This is a genomic window from Edaphobacter sp. FHG110511_03 (assembly GCF_059115365.1).
Window position 1 is genome coordinate 83,129 of the sequence record NZ_JBZYWL010000009.1, and the last position, 18,308, is coordinate 101,436.

Consider the following 18,308-nt stretch of genomic DNA (forward strand, 5'->3'; position numbering starts at 1 on the left):
CTGGAAAGAATAGCGATAAGTCGGTTAGTAACTATTTCGTATTGCGAAATAGGTTTGGAGAGGATATTTCTCGTGGAGTATTTATACCGTGCTGCCTAGGATGTCCGTCGTTCGCAGACAAGAGGGCAGAGCCCCACAATCCCGGTCTGAACCTAGGAGGCAGTATGAACTACACACGAACCGCATGGAGTTCTTTAAGGGAGATGCTAACGCGACAGCAACCCAATCTTCGATCACGATCTACTTTGCTATTGCTGGTAGCTAGTCTGCCGATCTTCCTTCCGCAGTTTTGCCTAGCACAATCGACGACCGGAGATATTGTTGCTTCAGTCACGGATCCTTCTGGCGCCGCAGTCCCAAATGCTCCGTTGGTACTTACCCAGATTGAAACAGGCCAACAGATCAAGCTCAACTCGGATGGAAATGGCCTCGCTGTCTTCAGTTCACTCAAGCCTGGGAACTACAAGCTCGTGGCCAATCAATCCGGTTTTCGGAAGACGGAGTTGAACAATATCACGGTGGTCATCGGACAACGCACAAGTCTGGACGTGCGAATGCAGGTAGGAGCTAGCAATGAAACCGTGACGGTCTCAGCCAGCGAAGCTGCTCTCTTGAACTCAGAGAGTGCATCCGTTGGACAAGTCATCAATAAGACCAGCATAGAGACGCTGCCTTTAAATGGTCGAAATTTTATTCAACTGACACAGCTGACCACAGGTGCCACGCCGGTGGGCGGAGGCACCTCGCCGGCTACCACCTGGACCGGGCGTACCGACACGACAGTCTCCTTCGCGGGGCTTCGAGAGAGCGACACCAGCTTTTTGGTGAATGGAATTGAGACTCGAAACTCTCGGTTCGGCAATACGGGCATCCGTCCCTCGGTTGATGCCATCCAGGAGTTCCGTGTCCAAAGAACGACTTTCGGCGCGGAGTTTGGCCATTCGGCTTCTATCGTCAACACCGAGTTACTGGCGGGAGCAAACCCATTCCATCTGGTTCTATTCGAACTGAACCGCAATCGTGCCTATGCCGCCAATACCTATTTTGCCAAACAGGCAAAAGCAGATCAGCCATCCCTCAACCAGAACAACTTTGGCGCTACGTTTAGCGGGCCCGTCATCCTTCCGAAGCTCTACAACGGCAGAGACAAGACGTTTTTCATGTTCAACTTCGAAGCCTTCCGGCTCATTCAGGGTCAAACGTTCACCGGTATCTACCCGTCAGTAGCACAATTACAAGGCAATTTAGCGGACGATAGTGCCGGCACGGGACTCTATCCAACCAATTCTCCATTCTGTGCGACGAATCCATCGTCGACGAAGTGCGTTGACGTGATCAATCCCCAAACTAACCAGCCATTTGCCGGCAACGTTATCCCAAAGGGACAGCTAGACGCGATTGCACAGAAAGCACTTCAGTTCATTCCTGCCCCCACCCTCGGAAGCGCTGGCAGTGTAATCTTTCCAAGCTTCAATACGATCCGTACACCGCGGAGTACGCAGAATATCAATCAGTACAATGTTCGCCTTGATCATAGGTTCACGGACCGGGATAGCATTTATGCCACGTGGTCGAATAGCAATGACATCCTTTATGCTCCAGCGATCAATCCGCTCGGGGGTAACACGGCACCCCTAAATGATCATCTGTGGACTGGAACCTACTCGCACGTGTTCTCACCGACGCTTGTCAACGAATTCCGCTTCGGGGTCAATGACTCGGCGACCTTCCGCAATGCAGAAAGCGCCTATGGTCCGAATTATGCAGGCGATCTGTTCGGCTTACCGTATGCGAACAATGCGAATGCCGCCACGTATGGCGTCCCTAACTTTGGCATCTCAGGATTCGGTCCAGTAGGCTCCATCACCGAAGTGATCGGAGCTGATGACAAGAACTACCAGGTTTCAGACAACCTCACATGGACCAAAGGAAAGTTGACTTCCGTCAACGGCCTCCAATACATCCATGAGAGCTTTACCCAGATTACCGATTTCGGGTCCAACCCGAACCTCGCATATAACAACGGGTACTCGACTCGCAACGCTGCGGGGAATCGCGTGAGCAGTATCGGGCTTGGCGACTTCTTGCTTGGCGAACCCTACTCCATCACGGCTGCGAGTGGCGATTCCACCCAATATTTGCATACAGCCTATTACGGTTTCTTCTCGCAAAATAACTGGAAAGTTCTTCCTTCTCTGACTTTGAATCTAGGACTGCGATACGAGTATGCCGGATCTCCTATCGAGTCCCGCAATCGTAGCCAGTTTTTCGATACCACGACTGGGCAGTTCCTGTATGCAGGTTCTTCAATCCGTCGATCGATAGTAAAGTCGGACCTGAACAACTTTGCTCCGCGAGTTGGTTTCGCGTGGCGTCCATCCTTCTTTGCGAATACAGTTCTTCGCGGTGGTGTCGGAACCTATTACGCCACCGACAACTTCAACGAGGAGCAGTTCAAGAATCAGGGGAGCCCCTTCTATACTTCCCGCAGCAACACACCGAGTTCGACGACTCCCGTCTCTATCTTCAATCCATTTGCGTCGAGTTCGACGGTATTCCCGCCGGCAAATGCCAATATCTTTACCTTCGATCAAAATAATCGAACGCCTTACATCAGCCAATGGGGTCTAGATATACAGCAATCCTTTGCTTCGGATTATTTGTTCGAGCTTGAGTATGCGGGTGGCAGCGGGCAGAAGCTGGCGCAGCGATTCAACGGGAATATCGGCGCTGTCGACACGACGGGGAAGATTCCCCTTTCGTCTCGCGTCCTGTTTCCACAATACGGCTTCATTTTGGTGGCCAGCAACTATGGCCGCTCCAATTACAACGCACTCACAGCGAAGCTTGAAAAGCGCATGAGCCATGGGAATTCGTTTCTCGTTGCCTATACTTTTTCGAAAGCTATCGATATCGGTACCACAGACGATTTCTCCGCGCTGTCCCGCGACTTCTTTAGATATGACCGTGGAGTCTCGGACTACAACGTGCCGCATCGGCTGGTCGTCAGTTACACGTATCAGCTGCCATTCGGCCGAGGCAAACAGTTCCTCGCAAACGCGCCGCTTCCCGTGGAATACATCGTCGGAGGTTGGCAGCTCAATGGGATAACGACATTCAGCTCCGGTCAGTTCAGCACACCCACATTGGCAGGCGACAATCTGAACATTGGTGCCTTCAGCCAGTCTCGTCCTGATAGAGTTGGCGATCCAGCGGCAGGCAGGAAGGCACCGACACAATGGTTTAGCGCAGCGGCCTTCGTTCAACCTAGCTTTGGCACGCCGGGCAATTCCGGACGCAATTCCATTCAACAGCCTGGATACCAGAACTGGGACGCGAGTCTGTTCAAAGCTTTTCCAGTAAAAGATAGAGCTTACCTTCAGCTGCGGTTAGAAGCATTCAACTTGTTCAATCACACACAGTTCGGATATGCCAACACGTCGGTCGGTCCAGGTTTTGGTTCGATTACCTCAACTAGAGCCGCACGAATTGTTCAGGTTGGCGGCAGGTTCCAGTTCTAAACAAGGCCCATGAATTGACCGCTGCTATCGTCACTCCATGGGCCTTCAGGCTCCGAAAGGGAATCATGATTCTGCCATTCAGAAATGCAGTCTTCGTAACGACTTTTATCCCTGCAGGTTGTACTTGGAAATAGGGGGTCGAAAAATGCAACGGGTGGCGTTTCAATTACGCATACGGGAAGGTTGTGAGCAAGCGTACGATGACGCTCATCGCAGAGTCTGGCCTGAACTGATCGCCGAGCTAAGAGCAGCTGGCGTTAGCGAGTACTCGATCTTTCGCCGAAATCAGGAGTTGGTTCTCTATATGAAGGTTTCATCTTTCGATTCTTTTCTCACATATGTCGACAAAAGCGACGTAGACAAGCGATGGCAGCAGACATGGCTAACTTGTTCGTCCAGGTGCCATCTCTGCGATTAGGAGAGCGCTTCGCCATGATGGAGGAGGTATTCCACATGACAAAGGACCAAACTTCTGAGACCGGTAGTGACGTGACTAAAGAGGGGTCGCAAATGCAAGCTGATTACGGCCGCCGGAGATCACCCAGAAAGTTAGCGCCTCAAAGTATGAGAGATGAAACTCCGGGGTGCTGAACGCTATCCCGGAGTTAGTATGGTTGAGTGTGAATGCGAGGGGAATTGAAAAGAGGCGTTGCTACGTTATCAGACATAACTTATGAAATATGCGAGCATCTATTTTCATATGAATTATATAAGAAAGATATGTCTGATAATGAGTGTTATGTATAGTTAACTTGTAGCTGCAAAGTAGAAGTGTCCGGTTTCTGCAAAGTTGAAATGTCCAAACTACCCTTCCGAGAGATATCGGAGGCGGAGATTGGATTTTTTCAGCATGAGTGGACAGGAACTGCAACGGATCGAAGTCTTATCTGAGGTTCTGGCAAGGCGACGTACCGAGATCTCGGCCGCAGCCGTTCTGGGGCTGAGCACCAGACAGACGCGTCGGCTGCTGGTAGCGTACCGCGATGGCGGTGGCGGCGCGATGATCCACAAGGCCCGCGGCCGCACCTCGAACAACCAACTGATCGCCGGGATCCGCGAGTACGTGATCGAACTTGTGCGATTGCGCTACACAGACTTTGGTCCTAGCCTGGCGGCGGAGATGCTTCTCACGAAGGATGGAGTCAAGGTGTCGCGCGAGACTCTGCGCAAGTGGATGGTCGAGGATGGGCTCTGGCTGTCGCGTAAGCAGCGCCGTAGCTTCCACCAGCCCCGTCTGCGACGCGAGAGCTACGGCGAGCTGATCCAGATCGATGGCAGCGATCATCGCTGGTTCGAGGACCGCGGTGCAGCATGTTCGTTGCTGGTGTTTATCGATGATGCCACCGGCAAGCTAATGCAGTTGCGCTTCGTGCCGAGCGAGAGCACGTCGTCCTACTTCGACTGTCTGCGCGGATACCTCGACGCTCACGGGTGCCCTGTTGCCTTCTACTCAGACAAGCACACCGTGTTCCGCATCAACCGGGACGCGAAGGGCGGAGCAGGCATGACCCAGTTCGGACGTGCACTGGCAGAGCTGAACATCGAGATCATCTGTGCCAACTCAAGCCAGGCCAAAGGCCGGGTCGAGCGCGTGAACCGGACCCTACAGGATCGCTTGGTGAAGGAGCTGCGACTGGATAACGTCTGCGACATGCAGGCTGGCAACGACTTTTTGCCGGCGTTCCTGAACCGCTTCAACGAGAGGTTCGCTGTTCAACCAGCGAAGCCGGAAGATCTGCATCGCCGACTGACCCTAAGTGCTGACCGACTCAGCGATATCCTGTGCCATCGCGAACAGCGTCATGTCGGTCAGCAGCTGACTCTAGCCTATGACCGCAAGCAGCTCATCCTCGAGCGCAGTTCTGTGTCTGAAGAACTAAGCGGCCAGTACGTGGATCTGTATGACTTCGCGGATGGAAGGCTGGAGGTGCGGTGGAAGGGACAGGTGCTTCCCTACCGGGTCTTCGACAAGGACCGACGAGTCAGCCACACCGCTATCGTTGAGAACAAGCGGCTCGGACATGCTCTCGCCCTCATCAAGGCCCAGCAGGATATAAAGTATGTCCCAAAGGTCAAGACCAATAGTGAGAAGATCAATTATCTTAAACGCGAACGAAAATCTGAAGCGGTGGAAATGACGGCCTGATGGAAAGTGTGGAACGATGAAACTGTCCCCCACTCTTCCCACAGCCCTTGGAAATCGACAAAGAACTTCGATTCCCACATTACGCACCGCACGACTGCTACGGACATTTCTACTTTGCACAAGTCCGGACATCTGAGCTTTGCAGCAACAAAATTTGTAGGCCTTTCTTTAGAAATGTCAGGGTTCCGCCCATTAGAAATGTCATGTTCAAGGGATGGGCCTGATCAGAATGAGCACCAGAGATTTGAAGCGTATTGAGGTTTTGAGTGAAGTACTTGTGGGACGGCATACGGTGACGGAGGCGGCCTCCCTTTTAGGGGTCAGCGAACGCCAGATGTACCGACTGCTTGCGAGGTATCAACAGGACGGCGGCAGCGGGATGGCACACAAAGCTCGAGGTCGTGAGTCCAACCGCAGCTATAACCCCGGGATTCGGAAATATGCGGTGGAGTTGGTCCAGGCGCGTTACTCCGACTTCGGTCCCACCCTTTGCGGCTGAAGTGCTTGCAGAAAAACATGGTATTCGGCTGGGCTCTGAGACCCTCCAGCGCTGGATGATCGCGGAGGGCATGTGGCTTTCACGGAAACAACGTAAGCGATTCCATCAGCCGTGGCTACGGCGTGAAAAGTGTGGCGAGTTAGTCCAAATCGACGGAAGTGATCACCGCTGGTTTGAAGATCGGGGTGAACCTTGCACCCTGCTGGTCTTCATCGACGATGCTACAAGCCGTCTGATGCAGCTGCAGTTTGTTCTCAGTGAAAGCACCGAGTCCTACTTTGAAGCCCTGCGCGGCTACCTTGTGACGCATGGCGCTCCTGTTGCTTTCTATTCTGACAAACACACAGTGTTTCGCGTAAATAGAGACGCAAAAGGTGGTCCTGGCATGACTCAGTTCGGACGTGCGCTTGCGGAGCTGAACATCGAGATCCTTTGCGCCAACTCCAGCCAAGCTAAAGGCCGAGTGGAGCGGGTGAATCGCACATTGCAGGATCGGCTTGTAAAAGAACTGCGACTGGCTGGAATCAATGATATCGCTACCGGCAACGCGTTCCTGCCAGATTTCATGAAGCGTTTCAATGAGCGGTTTGCAGTCGCCCCTGCAAACACCAATGATCTGCACCGTCCACTACAGATCACAGCAAATAGGTTGAGTGATATCCTCTGCCACCGTGAACAACGTTATGTTGGAGCACAACTGACGTTCCATTACGACAGGAAGCAGATCATCCTGGAACAGACCGATCTTTCAAAGGGGCTGGCTGGCCGATATGTTGAAGTCTACGACTTCTCCGAGAAGCCCTTGGAGATTCGGTGGCAAGGTCATCTACTTCCCTATCACGTCTTCAACAAGGATCAACGTGTGAATCCCACTCCGATCGTTGAGAACAAACGGCTCCGACATGCGCTCTCCATCGTTAAAGCCCAACAGGATCGCAGGTCGGCCATCACTATTATGACCAACAGTGAGAAGATTGGATACAAGAAGCGTCCACGCCGTGTCTATGGGACAGAATATGCGGTACAGGCCGAAACGAGTGAATCGGCGAAACACGCGGTCTACACAATTCCCTCGTAGTTTCGGATAGTCCCGTTTTCGAAAAACTAAGAGGCAAATTTAAGATGGAAGTCTATATATCTTGGTTACATACTGACCACAAGAGCGACTACTAATCCAACTACAACGCCAGCAAAAATTGCAGCGACGATTCGGTTTCTGTCCTTATCTACATGACGATGATGGATGGGGTTATAGCCACCATATCCATTTTCCACTTTCTTGACTTCTTCGTATTTGAATGTGACATCAATCTTTTGGTCTATATCGTGAAACGTGAATGCGTCGGCAGTGCTGGACAAAAATGAACCGAACTCTTCATGCCTCTGAAGAGGAATGACACTGATATGGTGATTCAGCTTGAATTTGGCAACTTTCTCTTTTACCTCGGTTGCCCTCTTCGAAAGCGGTTGCTGGGCGTAAGAAGCGCTAAGGCAAATACCGCCACATAACAAAATAGTTTTTATGATTTGCTGACTCGATTTCAGCATATGGCAGATATCATATAGGTAACTCAAGATGCTGAAATTAGCCCTCGTATGAGGGAATATTCCTTCAGGTGAAAGCGGCCAGCAGCGACGGAACTTCTGTTCAACATTCCATCCCGTTATATCTTGCTCTGCCTCACAAGCATTCCGCCGTCGAGCTGTTGAATTGTCACCGATAGAACGCTCAGCAATGGATACGGTTTTCATTTGTCGGTTGTTCCTTCCAGAAGCCCCAGTAAATCACGCAATCGTCGTCGACTGACATCAAGTTCGATTCTTCCCTTGAGGAGCGCGGTTCCACTCCCTCCTGGAAGAGGCTGGACAGAATCTATCTCATTCAGGTTGACAATGGCTCGTCGGGAAATCCTTTAGAAGTGCTGCTCATCGAGGCGTGCCTCAAGCTCATTCAGCGGCGGGTCCAGCCAGTACTCCTTGTTGTCGCTTGTGACCAGGCGGGTTACACCGTCAACCGCTTCGATGTATGAAACCTCCGCTACAGGAATGACCAGATGACGGGAGGCATTCTTGACGAGAAAGCGCGACAATTTTTGATCGCGTCGTTCAAGCAATTCGTTGAGTGATTTGTCTGCATCAGTAGGGGACGGAGACGGAACCTTTGATAGCGCCTTCTCTAATCTCACCCGGCTCACGGGTTTCAAAAGGTAGTCCAGTGCATTCAGCTCAAAGGCATCGACCGCATGCTGATCGTATGCGGTGCAGAAGATAATAGCCGGCCTCGGCGCAGGCAGACAAGCTACGACATCAAGACCGGTTCCATGTGGCATCTGTATGTCCAGTAACAGGAGATCGGGCTTCTTAGCCTCGACAAGTTCCATCACTTCGGTTCCAGACTCTGCCTCTCCAACCACTTCAAAACGCGACTGGAATGACAGAAGCTGCCGGAGTCTCTGACGCGCCGGAAGCTCATCGTCGGCAATGACAACTCGAATCATTCATGATCCTTTCTTGGGATTTCGACTGCGACGAAAGTTTTTTCATCTTCCCGCCCCCAGCGCACAATTCCTCTTTCAGCAAAGTAACCTTCGATACGCTGCTGTACGCTAAGCAGCCCGTGACCCGAATGGCCGTTTGCCAGCGAAAAGTTCGGAGGGAAACCGGGGCCATTGTCGAGGACGTGAATTCTGAGCATGTCTTCGCAGGTTGTGACATGCACCGATAGCTCACCAGACGCGCCTAACTGTGAAATCCCATGCTTGATTGCGTTCTCGATGAGAGGTTGAATAATCATTGCTGGAATGAAAACTCTTGAAGCCTCGGAGCTCACCGATACCTCCACTTTCAACCGGTCCCGGAAGCGAGCGCGTTCGATGGCCAGGTAAGATTCAACAAACTCGATCTCCTCCTTCAAGGGAACCCATTCTTTCTGCGATCTGCGCAGGGTGTACCGGAAGACCTCCGCAAGCTGAGAAAGGGTCTCGTCGGCGAACTCCGGCTCCGTTCTGATCCATCCGGCAATTGCATTCAGTGCGTTGAATAGGAAATGTGGATCGATCTGCGCGCGAAGGGCGCGTAACTCTGCTCTGGTAGCTAGCGCCTCGAGCTCCCGTTCACGCTGTTGCCGGTCCCTTTCCTGTTCTCGGAGTCGGACATTTTGAAGCACGATATCCAGAGAGGTCGAGAGGGATGACAATAATCGTCTATCAGCACTTAAGAAAGGCACCCTATTCGTGCGGGCAAACAACCGGATGTAGCCGTGATCCCCTATAGGTGCGAGTAGTTCGTCCTGAGAAGCATCAGGCTTGGTTGAACCGATCATCACTTCGGCAGATGAGTGAAAGATGTCCTGGGCGGCAATTCTCGCTGCGTCTGATAGTTGTTCTTCCGTGTTGCTCGATTGGACTGCCTGCATGAACAATTGTTCGGCCCGGGCTACGGAATACCTGCGATCTAATGCATGGTCGACCCACCGTCCTACTCGCTTATATGCGAGTGGAGCCAACAACCACACAGGCATGAGGGCAACTATCGCAATCCATGCACGAAGCCAGTCATATCCAAAGGTCGTGTGAAAGGAAGGGACTGCAATCAAGGTCAAGGCAACCAAGATGGCGCCGATGGTGAAAAAGGCACCGCTTCGAATGAAGACGTCAAAAAAGGCCAAACGTTCTGTGTAGTAGAGGTGCACCGAAAAAAATAGAAGGACGCAGTAATCGGGAAGAAGATCGAAGAAGGGATTCTCACTCAATACCGACATCCATGCTGCGAGAAGCAAGATGGCGAAGACGATTACTTTCCACAGGAAGTGATGCCTGTGATGGGCTGTTCGGTAACAACGATGAAATACCAGGACGACAATGGATAAAGAAGCCGCGATAGCGATCAAACCTGGAGATGCGGAGCTATATTGACCTCTCCAGCTTGTTAACGGAAGGACCGCGATGAGGACTGCTGCGAGATAGAGCAGCAGCGCAATCGCTCGCAGGGCGCTTGGTATGAGCTTGTCGAACTCCTCCTGAAGAATGATGTGAAACATCATTGCAGGCACGATTCCGACAAGCAGCCCGCGCGCCATCGAGACAAATGGATAGTCGATGAATACGACAGTTCCAATAAGATTGGCTGCGAACAATGTGGCACATAGAATTGTGAACGTTTGGAATAGGCGACTGCTCTTTCGCTCTTGTCGCCAGTAAGAGAGCGCAAGAAATGTAAACGCTGGGGCAGCGAATGCAAAGACAACAAGGGTGACGAATTGAAGGAGTACACCCATCGTTGTCTAGAAGCTCTCCTTCACGGGTTGGTTGGTTGCCTCACTGAGCGCCCCGAGTACCTCGTTATAGCTGTCCCTTTGAATCAAAAGAAGAACAGCAGAATGCGAGCCGTTGGAGCCGTTGAACTCAACCCCGATCAGATGATCTCGATCGCTTTGAAGAATTCCAAAAAGAGGGACTGGACGGGAACTCCCATTCCCAGAGATCAAATCAATGATTCGGCGGTAAGCGATGTCGCCTCTGGAAAGAACCGTTACGGACCTTCCCTCGATAGTGATTTTTCTTCTCCCAGAGAAATTCAATTCAATCTGGGCTCCGCTGATTCTTAAGGTGGTATTCCAGTCGAAGGGGTTAACTTTGACATCAACCGTTCCGCTCTGATATCGAATCTTGTTCCAAGATCGGTCGGCCGCCGCAGCGGATTGCCCAGGGAGCAGGCTCCATGCAAGAGCGAGGGAGATCCATATCTTTGAGCGACGGGTCATTGGTCATCTCAGGATAGAATCCTTCCTCGCAAACACCAATCACTTTACCCTGAGTGGTCGTTATAGAGGAATGAGTGGCTATCAGATCGTTGTCCGGATGAGGCTGTGCCACTGATCCTTCGAAATCAGCCGCTCATAGGAAATGGCTCGACGTGGGAGCATCCGCTCCCTACGATGGAGTTGATGCGAAAGCTCGTACTTATCATGCTGTTGTTCGTTGCAAGCCTGACTGCACATGCTCAGAATAGTGACCTGGGGATCTTGATTGGTCCGACTTACACCGGTTCGAGCCTGCGATTTGGCGCGCAAGTAAATTACGCCTGGCAGTTTTGGGAGAGGCCCGCGGGAAGATTGTATGTCGAGGTTCCGCTGATTATTCCCGCAGCGGAAAGCGGAGAGTCGAATACGTTGAAACTGTTCGTGACACCAGGAATCAGATACCACTTCAACGTGTCATCAAGAGTAGTGGTTTATGCGGCAGGTGGCTTCGGTTTCGCCACTATTCCAGGAAGCTCACGCACGAGCGGAGCCTTCGCGTATGGCGGCGGATTGGATTTTCGACTCACACGCCTTTGGAGTGTCAGAGGTGACTTGCGAAATATAGCCACGACGTCAAAGGTCTTGAATACCGGAAGAAATAATCCCTCCCTCATGGTTGGGACTGCACTTCACTTTTGAGTTGACCTTCCCTCGTTATCTGAACAAACCACCATCGAGACAGCCTTTCCATGGTGGAGGGAATTCTCTGTCTTTATTCCCCCTCGCAATGAGGGCGTAGTTGGAGGAAGAAATGGTAAAGGAGGAACGGATCGCAGTGCTGTTTGTTCCCATACTGGTGTATCTAGGGATGCGAGCGGACCTGCGTCGTCGAAGACTATCGTTGTGGAAGCGGGCCGGATGGAGGATTAGGACAATCCTCGATGTGTCAGCATTTGCGGCAGCTCTTGCTGTTGGTGCTTTCCTGTCGACTCAAAGCGAAATCGCCATTTCCATGCTGTTGTGTTTTGTGACGATCTGGTTCTTGTGGTCAGAGGGCAAGAAACAGGTAGAGCTGCAGCGGCCAGCCGGGCTGGTGTTTGCTGAGTTGTGTGTCTTTATTGGCGCTTACCTGCTGTTCTTTCACGGCGGAGGCTACTCAAAACCTCGCCGGTAGCGGCTGGAGTAGCACTGATCGGCTTTGTTGTTCCTCAATTCATACGGGGTCGAGAAGAACGTCGCATCGTGGAGGATCTTGAGAACCGTTTGGAGTCTAGAGAACTCTCACGAGCAGTGAGAGCGGAATCGTCACGAATGCGACGTCGCATTCTACGGAGAGATCATTATGGATGTCGCGGTTGCGATCGGGACGGCGTGGAGGTCACCCTTGCCGTTTACCCGATTCATCTCAATCCTTCCCATGAGAACAATATGCTCTCCCTATGCAGAGAATGCTTTAACTTGGTTGAGCGGAAAAATATTACCGCGAATCACACTCCAGACTTTCTACGCAAACTTTGGTATGAGTTACATCCGCCAGCCTCTTCGGTTGCGAACCAACGAGAGGAACACTTTTCGGGATTTTGAACTTAATCTACTTTTATTCGATAGCGGTTTGAGCGGCAACGTTATTGGGAAGGCCGCGAGGAGACCGCACAATCTTCTCTTAGCTGGTGATGGACTGTCTCGGAGTCGGCCACCGAATCTCCTACGATCAGTGTCACCTCATTACGGAAAACGTCAGTGATGCCACCATCGAGACATATGGTCGCTTGATGCGGATTGTCCCAGGTGATTTTCGTCATCGTGATATTCTCGCCCTCCATCACAAGTACACCCGAGTTGTGTCGGCTGCGGGACCTGCTGCCTTGGAGACCTCAGGCAATCTCGGAGCTAATGATATGGGGCGACGTCGAACGCCCCCTTGCTCAAGTGGCTTACGGTGAAGACTATGCTTAGTACTATTCGGAATCACCCTATAGGAACGCGAGTGGGCCCTCGAAATTCGCGAGATCTGGGAAAACTGTGTCGACCTGGTCTCCGCTTAATCCCATCCATAAACCAATTCCCGCCGTTAATTGCGTAACTGAGGTCGTTGGAATCCAAATGCCTTGAGTTCCCAAATCGAGGCAACCTCCCAGATCCAAATCTGGAAAATCTCCGATAATACGACCGCCTGCTATTCCTCCACCTAAGACAAGCTGATGATTACCCCACCCGTGATCAGTTCCCAAATTTATATTGCTTTGCATGGTTCGATTAAAATCTGAGTGAGTGCATATCAACACTTGGTTTGTCAGCGCCATCTCGTCCAGGGCATCCATGAATGCGCCTAAATTGATGTCTAGGTCAGACAGGTTTGCTCTTTGAGAGGTGACCAATTGTTGATGATTGTCGTAATTGCCCTGAGCACAAAAGAACAATTGACGCGACGCGCCTATAACTGAACGCCCATTGATGATCTCAGCAATCATTTTCAGGCTGGCTCCAACGGAGCTTGGTGAGAACTTCCCACTCAACGATGGTTTTGATTGTGCCGCCTGCTGTAGCAATGTCTGTTCAGCCAGTGAGGATTCGCGTAAACGTGCGACTTGCGAAACGATAAAATTACTTGACTGCGTATCAGTCTCCGCTAACGTTTTGGATGCCGCTTGTAATGCGGAGGGGATCGCAATCGCGCCCGTTCCCTGCGCCTGCACCGCTATACCCTGAACAGTACGGCCGACAGTGAAGATAGAACTTCCTGATGCGCTGAATGCGGGGGGAAGGCTTCCGGATTTTCGAGAATAGATATCGGCGATGCGTCCACCCCATCCAGTATCAGGCAGGGCCTTCGTAGTCGAACTCTGCCATTGTGCTAAGCCTGCAGGGTGCGACAACAAAGCCTCGGGCTGAAATGCATTATTGCCAAGTAACTCCGACTTGGTGAACTTCTTTACCATCGGACCAACATTGGCAACCACTACCGCTTGCCTCTGATTGAACCTGCTTGCCACATTCACTAGAGAGGGATGCAGACCCACTGCACCGAACTGTGAATTCTCGCTCCCATAGAGGGGAAGAAGCAACGCCTGTGGAAGTGCGACCTTTCCTCTGAGTAGGCTGTATTGTTGATATTGAGTTGCATTCACTGGAACAACCATGTTGTTTCCATCGTTTCCACCAGTGAGCGCGATCACGACCACCGCCTTATAATCCGATGAGGACAGTTGAGCGAATGCCTGCCTGGACAGCTCATTCGACCAGAGCGGCATCGTAGCGGCAGTTATTCCAGCACGGTAACCGAGTTTTAAGAAATTTCTTCGGGTAATCATCACAAACTCCTAATGAGCTACCGCATAGTTATCGGCATTCAGGGCAAGAAAGATAGCAGACTGGGCCGGTAGAAGCGGATCATTTGCTTGAAGCCCCGCACAGTAGCTAACAATAAGATCCCGTTCATCCTCAGACATCTGGCCGTGATATGCGAGGTGATTTAGCGCATCCACGAGATCTGGAACTGTCGAAAAATTCTTCAAAAGCCACGAGGATGTCGAAACTGCGGGAAATCCACCCTGCTGACCTGTGAGCATCCCCCAAAGTGATTGGCTACGATTAACTATCGTGATGTCATTCAGCATTTGAAATTCAGGACTATTGATCGTAGTCCCCGGGATCCGATAAGAAGGACTGTAAAACCCAAACACTGTTGGAGAGTAAAAGATGCATTCTGTGAGAGTACAAGGTAAATAAGACGGTTGAACATCTGTGCTCGACCAGTCAGTGATGCTCATCACAAATGTTTCGAATAGATAAGGTTCTTGCAAGAATCCGTCCGAAGGCGAAGGAGCATTGTCTCCTACCCGAGCCTCAGGATCGAGCAGGATCGCTTTTACAACAGCAGCAAGATTTCCACGAACGCCTTTGCCATCGTCTTTGAAGACAGTGCTTATTCTCTTCACGTAGTCGGGTGATGGATCACTTTTGACAAGACGTTGGATGAGAATGCGGCTCACAAAGGGCGGTACGTTCGGATGCGCGAAGATAGCATCGAGAGCCATAGCCCTGTCTTGAGAAGTAGTTTGACCAGCGGGCAGCGTAACGTTGAAGAGGCGTTTTTGTCCCTTATCATGTTGGCCTTCATTTGCGACAAGCGGAGCACTCCAGTCCACGCCGTAGAATGTGTAACCAGGATCGACTGGTGGACCATAGTTCCAGCCGGTAAAGACTCGACTCAAATCTAATATTGTGTCCTGGTCATATGTCGGAACAGTTGAACCATCAGGATTCGTCTGAATCGTTCCGTCCTCGTTTAGCATTGAAGGTCCAACCGTGAACAGTTGCAGAAGTTCTCGCGCAAAATTTTGATTGGGATGCTGATTTGGATCGCTGAACGCCGCATTCCCGGCAAGTGTAAGCAGTTGCGCAATGGAAACGTCGGATGCGACATCTGTTAGCAGATCTCGAAAGTTTCCAGTGGCGTCTGCTTCCATTTTCTGTTCAAAAGGAAAATTGGTGGCCTGTTGGGAGATCCCGGACCTCATCAGAAATGTTTGAAGGGCCCATGCAACTCGGAGACGCAACGGATTCGGCCCTAAAACTGACCGTTCCATTATGGTGATGGTTCCACGGTCTGATGCCTTATACGGTTGGACCGGCATCGATAGTTGTTCTGTGATGAATGATTCCAGGCCCACCGTTTGAACGTGTTGGACAAGATCTGGGCGGGGTCCAAACGCGGCTTGTGTGAGAAATCGTGCTGCCGTATCAAAAGGAGTTGCCGTTTGAGCAATTGGCAGTTGAAACTCTGCTAGATCTGTAGAGGTTCTCTTCGAAAATAGCCGAATCTTTGCCGTACCTGTATGCCACGGCGGAAGAAATCCAGTAGCCGAAACCGATGTGTCCGATGATGTGCTTATATTAAGCACTCGATCATCGATAGTCGCTTCAATGTCGCTCGAGAAATTTACACCGGAAACAGTCAGGTGTACTGCGCCACCTGCGATGATCGACGGTGAGATAGACAATGGTTGAAGGGCCACGGGTACCGCGATCGGCGAACTTGTAATTGGCCCCGGATCAGGATTACCTACCGCGACGCTGAGTGTTGCAATCTGGGACTCAGGAATGACAATGGTTGCTTGGAGATTTCCCGCATTTATAAATGCGGTCGGTACAACATTGCCATTGACCAATATGGCGGAATTAGAAACGAATTTGCTCCCACTGATGTTGATGGTAGTGATAGTTGTGCGAAGAGTGCTAGGCGATATGCTTGCCACAATGGGAATAGGATTAAGAATCTGGATTGAATGCGTGTACGACTTGTTTCCTACGATGTAATTCACAGTAATGGAATTTAATTTTGGAACGACATCGGGTGCATGGAATAGTCCGGTCTGGTCGATTTTTCCATTGGTTGCCGCTCCGGCAACTGACCACTGCCCATGACCTGCGTCTGCACCCTCTACTTTGAACATGCTGGTTTCGCCGGCGCGAACAGTGTCACTGCTTGCTGAAATAGTCAGGGAAGTTGAGCTGGAAGAATTTCCAGCGCATCCGATCATTCCCAACAAAGTCGCCAAGCATAATGCGTTCCTAAAACAAAACTGATACCACCGCTTTGATCGATGGCGGATTTCTACATCGTCGCCAATATGAGCCTTCATGCGACTCATATCGGCCACAGATTTTAAAGAAATTAACGCCGTCCTGAAATCAGACGAAGCCTACGACACTGCTCTCTCTCAAGACTTAAGGAGGTTTAGTCGATAGATTTATAGTGAGAGATAGCCATTGGAGAACTCTAGGCCTGTCGAGCGTCAGACCTTGTCGAGTCGATTACACAATCGAGAAGCTTGGATCTTCACTATGATCGTGCAGCTCATATTCTTTGAGTTTGCGATATAGTGTTGTCTTTCCTATTCCCAGTAGCTTTGCAGCCAAAATCTTATCGCCGTTTAGTTGGCGAATTGTCTCGAGAATCGCCTGCTTTTCCATTTCCATGATAGGTACGATCTCGCCATTTCTTACCTGAGAGTGACGAAGTGCTTCTGTTGGAAAAGCCGCCGTCATCGATTCCACTGTTATTTCCTCGCCTCGTTCTATTAACTTGTCTTGTAAAGAAATAGGCATGTCGCTTAAGTGCAACACTGGCCCGCTTGCTAGCGCACACGCTCCTTCGATTGCATTCTCAAGCTCACGCACGTTACCTGGCCAATTGTGTTCAATGAGCAGTTTTAGCAAATCGTCTGATAACGTCCTCTCGACACCGGTCTCCTTTTCCATTCTTGCTAAGAAATGGATCACTAAAAATGGAATATCTGCTCGGCGCTCACGTAGTGCAGGCACCCTGAGGTTCACGACATTTAATCGAAAGAATAGATCCTTGCGAAACTTTCCCTGCTCGACCATTGCCGGAAGATCTCGGCCAGTAGAAGCCAGGACTCGTCCCGTAATTGGCTTCGCTTGGGATCCTCCCAATGGTCGAACTTCCTTTTCCTGCAGAGCGCGCAGTAGCTTCGTTTGCAAGTCCGAAGGTAGTTGAGCAATCTCATCTAAAAATACGGTTCCGCCTCCAGTTGTTGCGAGCAAGCCGTCCTTATCTTGATCTGCTCCGCTGAATGCTCCTTTCACATGACCGAACAACTCGCTTTCGATCAGTTGTGGAAAGGATGAACTGCAATCTACCTGAGTAAAGGGCTTTGTCGCGTTTGGCCCGTTGAAATGAATAGCCCGAGCTACAACTTCCTTTCCGGTGCCACTCTCCCCCAAGATCAGCACTGGGTGCGTCGAAAACGCGACCTTCGAAAGAATACGATAGAGCTTCTCCATCTCTGGAGACCGCCCTACCAGTCCGTCGGTATCTTTTTGCGAGCGCAGCCTCTCGCGTAACAAGCGACTTTCGCGATCGAAGTGAACCCGCTGGCTCGCGCTCTCCAGTACTGACGCTAACTCTTCAAGCGCGAAGGGTTTTGTCAGATAATCTCGAGCACCAATTCGCATCGCCTCAATTGCGGAAGAGACTGTTGCATACGCAGTCATCACCACCACGGCTGTATCTGGATAGAGGACCTTGGCTTTTTGCAGCAGCGTCAGCCCACCGCCGTCAGGAAGCTTCAAATCTAACAGTAGGAGGTCGGTCTTGTGATTTCGCAATAGCATTTCGGCTTCGGCCAGTGTGCCCGCCTCAGATACCCGAGCGCCTTTTTGGAGCAAAATATGACAGCACGCCGATCGCATTTGCTGATCATCATCAACGAGCAGAACATGCAGCGGAGCAGGCTCCGTTATAGTGAGTCCATTCGTGCGTTGGCTCGCCTTAGCTATGCAGTCATCCGCATTCCCCAAGATTCCTTGTGATGTTTTGAGTGGATTTGATCGGTTAGCTGTGTCTTTCACCAGCATCTATACCCGTCCTTCTGA

The 18,308-nt window shown here is 51.1% G+C and carries 10 protein-coding genes and 3 pseudogenes; 6 read left to right on the forward strand and 7 right to left on the reverse strand.

Annotated features, from left to right (window positions below; translation table 11 throughout):
• Window positions 1-164: 164 nt before the first annotated feature.
• The 4 genes and pseudogenes from AC5S26_RS26365 to AC5S26_RS26380 form a co-directional block, all read left to right on the forward strand.
• A complete protein-coding gene (locus AC5S26_RS26365) occupies window positions 165-3,521 on the forward strand; it encodes a TonB-dependent receptor (RefSeq protein WP_494187934.1) in 3,357 nt (1,118 codons plus the stop codon).
• A gap of 145 nt (window positions 3,522-3,666) precedes the next feature.
• Window positions 3,667-3,939, forward strand: coding sequence for an L-rhamnose mutarotase (locus AC5S26_RS26370; protein ID WP_494187935.1), 273 nt, complete (start codon window positions 3,667-3,669; stop codon window positions 3,937-3,939).
• 417 nt (window positions 3,940-4,356) lie between these two features.
• Window positions 4,357-5,640 (forward strand): annotated as a pseudogene (locus AC5S26_RS26375) (ISNCY family transposase); the annotation flags it as partial.
• A gap of 241 nt (window positions 5,641-5,881) precedes the next feature.
• Window positions 5,882-7,166 (forward strand): annotated as a pseudogene (locus AC5S26_RS26380) (ISNCY family transposase); the annotation flags it as partial.
• Window positions 7,167-7,309: 143 nt separating this feature from the next.
• On the opposite strand, the gene AC5S26_RS26385 reads toward AC5S26_RS26380, so the two are convergent.
• The 4 genes and pseudogenes from AC5S26_RS26385 to AC5S26_RS26400 form a co-directional block, all read right to left on the reverse strand.
• Window positions 7,310-7,918 carry a hypothetical protein gene (locus AC5S26_RS26385; protein WP_494187936.1) on the reverse strand — a complete coding sequence of 203 codons (609 nt, stop codon included), beginning with the start codon at window positions 7,916-7,918 and terminating at the stop codon, window positions 7,310-7,312.
• A pseudogene (locus AC5S26_RS26390) lies at window positions 7,915-8,664 on the reverse strand (LytR/AlgR family response regulator transcription factor). The gene AC5S26_RS26385 and the pseudogene AC5S26_RS26390 overlap by 4 nt, the downstream one beginning before the upstream one ends.
• The gene (locus AC5S26_RS26395) at window positions 8,661-9,581 is read right to left on the reverse strand and encodes a sensor histidine kinase (protein WP_494187937.1); all 921 of its coding nucleotides are present in this window, start codon (window positions 9,579-9,581) and stop codon (window positions 8,661-8,663) included. Before AC5S26_RS26395 ends, AC5S26_RS26390 begins: the two are co-directional and overlap by 4 nt.
• A gap of 867 nt (window positions 9,582-10,448) precedes the next feature.
• Complete coding sequence (locus tag AC5S26_RS26400; RefSeq protein WP_494187938.1) at window positions 10,449-10,928, reverse strand: hypothetical protein; 480 nt, start codon at window positions 10,926-10,928, stop codon at window positions 10,449-10,451.
• A 105-nt stretch (window positions 10,929-11,033) separates the two neighbouring features.
• On the opposite strand from AC5S26_RS26400, the gene AC5S26_RS26405 reads away from it, so the two are divergent.
• Both AC5S26_RS26405 and AC5S26_RS26410 read left to right on the forward strand, forming a co-directional pair.
• Complete coding sequence (locus AC5S26_RS26405; RefSeq protein WP_494187939.1) at window positions 11,034-11,606, forward strand: outer membrane beta-barrel protein; 573 nt, start codon at window positions 11,034-11,036, stop codon at window positions 11,604-11,606.
• A gap of 100 nt (window positions 11,607-11,706) precedes the next feature.
• Window positions 11,707-12,081, forward strand: coding sequence for a hypothetical protein (locus AC5S26_RS26410; protein ID WP_494187940.1), 375 nt, complete (start codon window positions 11,707-11,709; stop codon window positions 12,079-12,081).
• 799 nt (window positions 12,082-12,880) lie between these two features.
• Here AC5S26_RS26410 and AC5S26_RS26415 read toward each other — a convergent pair.
• The 3 genes from AC5S26_RS26415 to AC5S26_RS26425 all read right to left on the reverse strand — a co-directional run bounded on the left by AC5S26_RS26415 (window position 12,881) and on the right by AC5S26_RS26425 (window position 18,290).
• Entirely contained in the window at window positions 12,881-14,218 is a 1,338-nt protein-coding gene (locus AC5S26_RS26415; RefSeq protein WP_494187941.1) for a DUF1501 domain-containing protein, read from the reverse strand.
• A gap of 9 nt (window positions 14,219-14,227) precedes the next feature.
• A complete protein-coding gene (locus AC5S26_RS26420) occupies window positions 14,228-16,552 on the reverse strand; it encodes a DUF1800 family protein (protein ID WP_494187942.1) in 2,325 nt (774 codons plus the stop codon).
• 172 nt (window positions 16,553-16,724) lie between these two features.
• A complete protein-coding gene (locus tag AC5S26_RS26425; protein ID WP_494187943.1) occupies window positions 16,725-18,290 on the reverse strand; it encodes a sigma-54-dependent transcriptional regulator in 1,566 nt (521 codons plus the stop codon).
• Window positions 18,291-18,308: the final 18 nt, after the last annotated feature.

What these genes read in the sequence shown, in the direction of transcription:
- AC5S26_RS26370 (WP_494187935.1), top strand. Translation starts at nt 3,667, where the DNA reads ATGCAACGGGTGGCGTTTCAATTACGCATACGGGAAGGTTGTGAGCAA.
- AC5S26_RS26395 (WP_494187937.1), bottom strand. Translation starts at nt 9,581, where the DNA reads ATGCAGGCAGTCCAATCGAGCAACACGGAAGAACAACTATCAGACGCA.
- AC5S26_RS26385 (WP_494187936.1), bottom strand. Translation starts at nt 7,918, where the DNA reads ATGAAAACCGTATCCATTGCTGAGCGTTCTATCGGTGACAATTCAACA.
- AC5S26_RS26415 (WP_494187941.1), bottom strand. Translation starts at nt 14,218, where the DNA reads ATGATTACCCGAAGAAATTTCTTAAAACTCGGTTACCGTGCTGGAATA.
- AC5S26_RS26425 (WP_494187943.1), bottom strand. Translation starts at nt 18,290, where the DNA reads ATGCTGGTGAAAGACACAGCTAACCGATCAAATCCACTCAAAACATCA.
- AC5S26_RS26400 (WP_494187938.1), bottom strand. Translation starts at nt 10,928, where the DNA reads ATGACCCGTCGCTCAAAGATATGGATCTCCCTCGCTCTTGCATGGAGC.
- AC5S26_RS26365 (WP_494187934.1), top strand. Translation starts at nt 165, where the DNA reads ATGAACTACACACGAACCGCATGGAGTTCTTTAAGGGAGATGCTAACG.
- AC5S26_RS26420 (WP_494187942.1), bottom strand. Translation starts at nt 16,552, where the DNA reads ATGAAGGCTCATATTGGCGACGATGTAGAAATCCGCCATCGATCAAAG.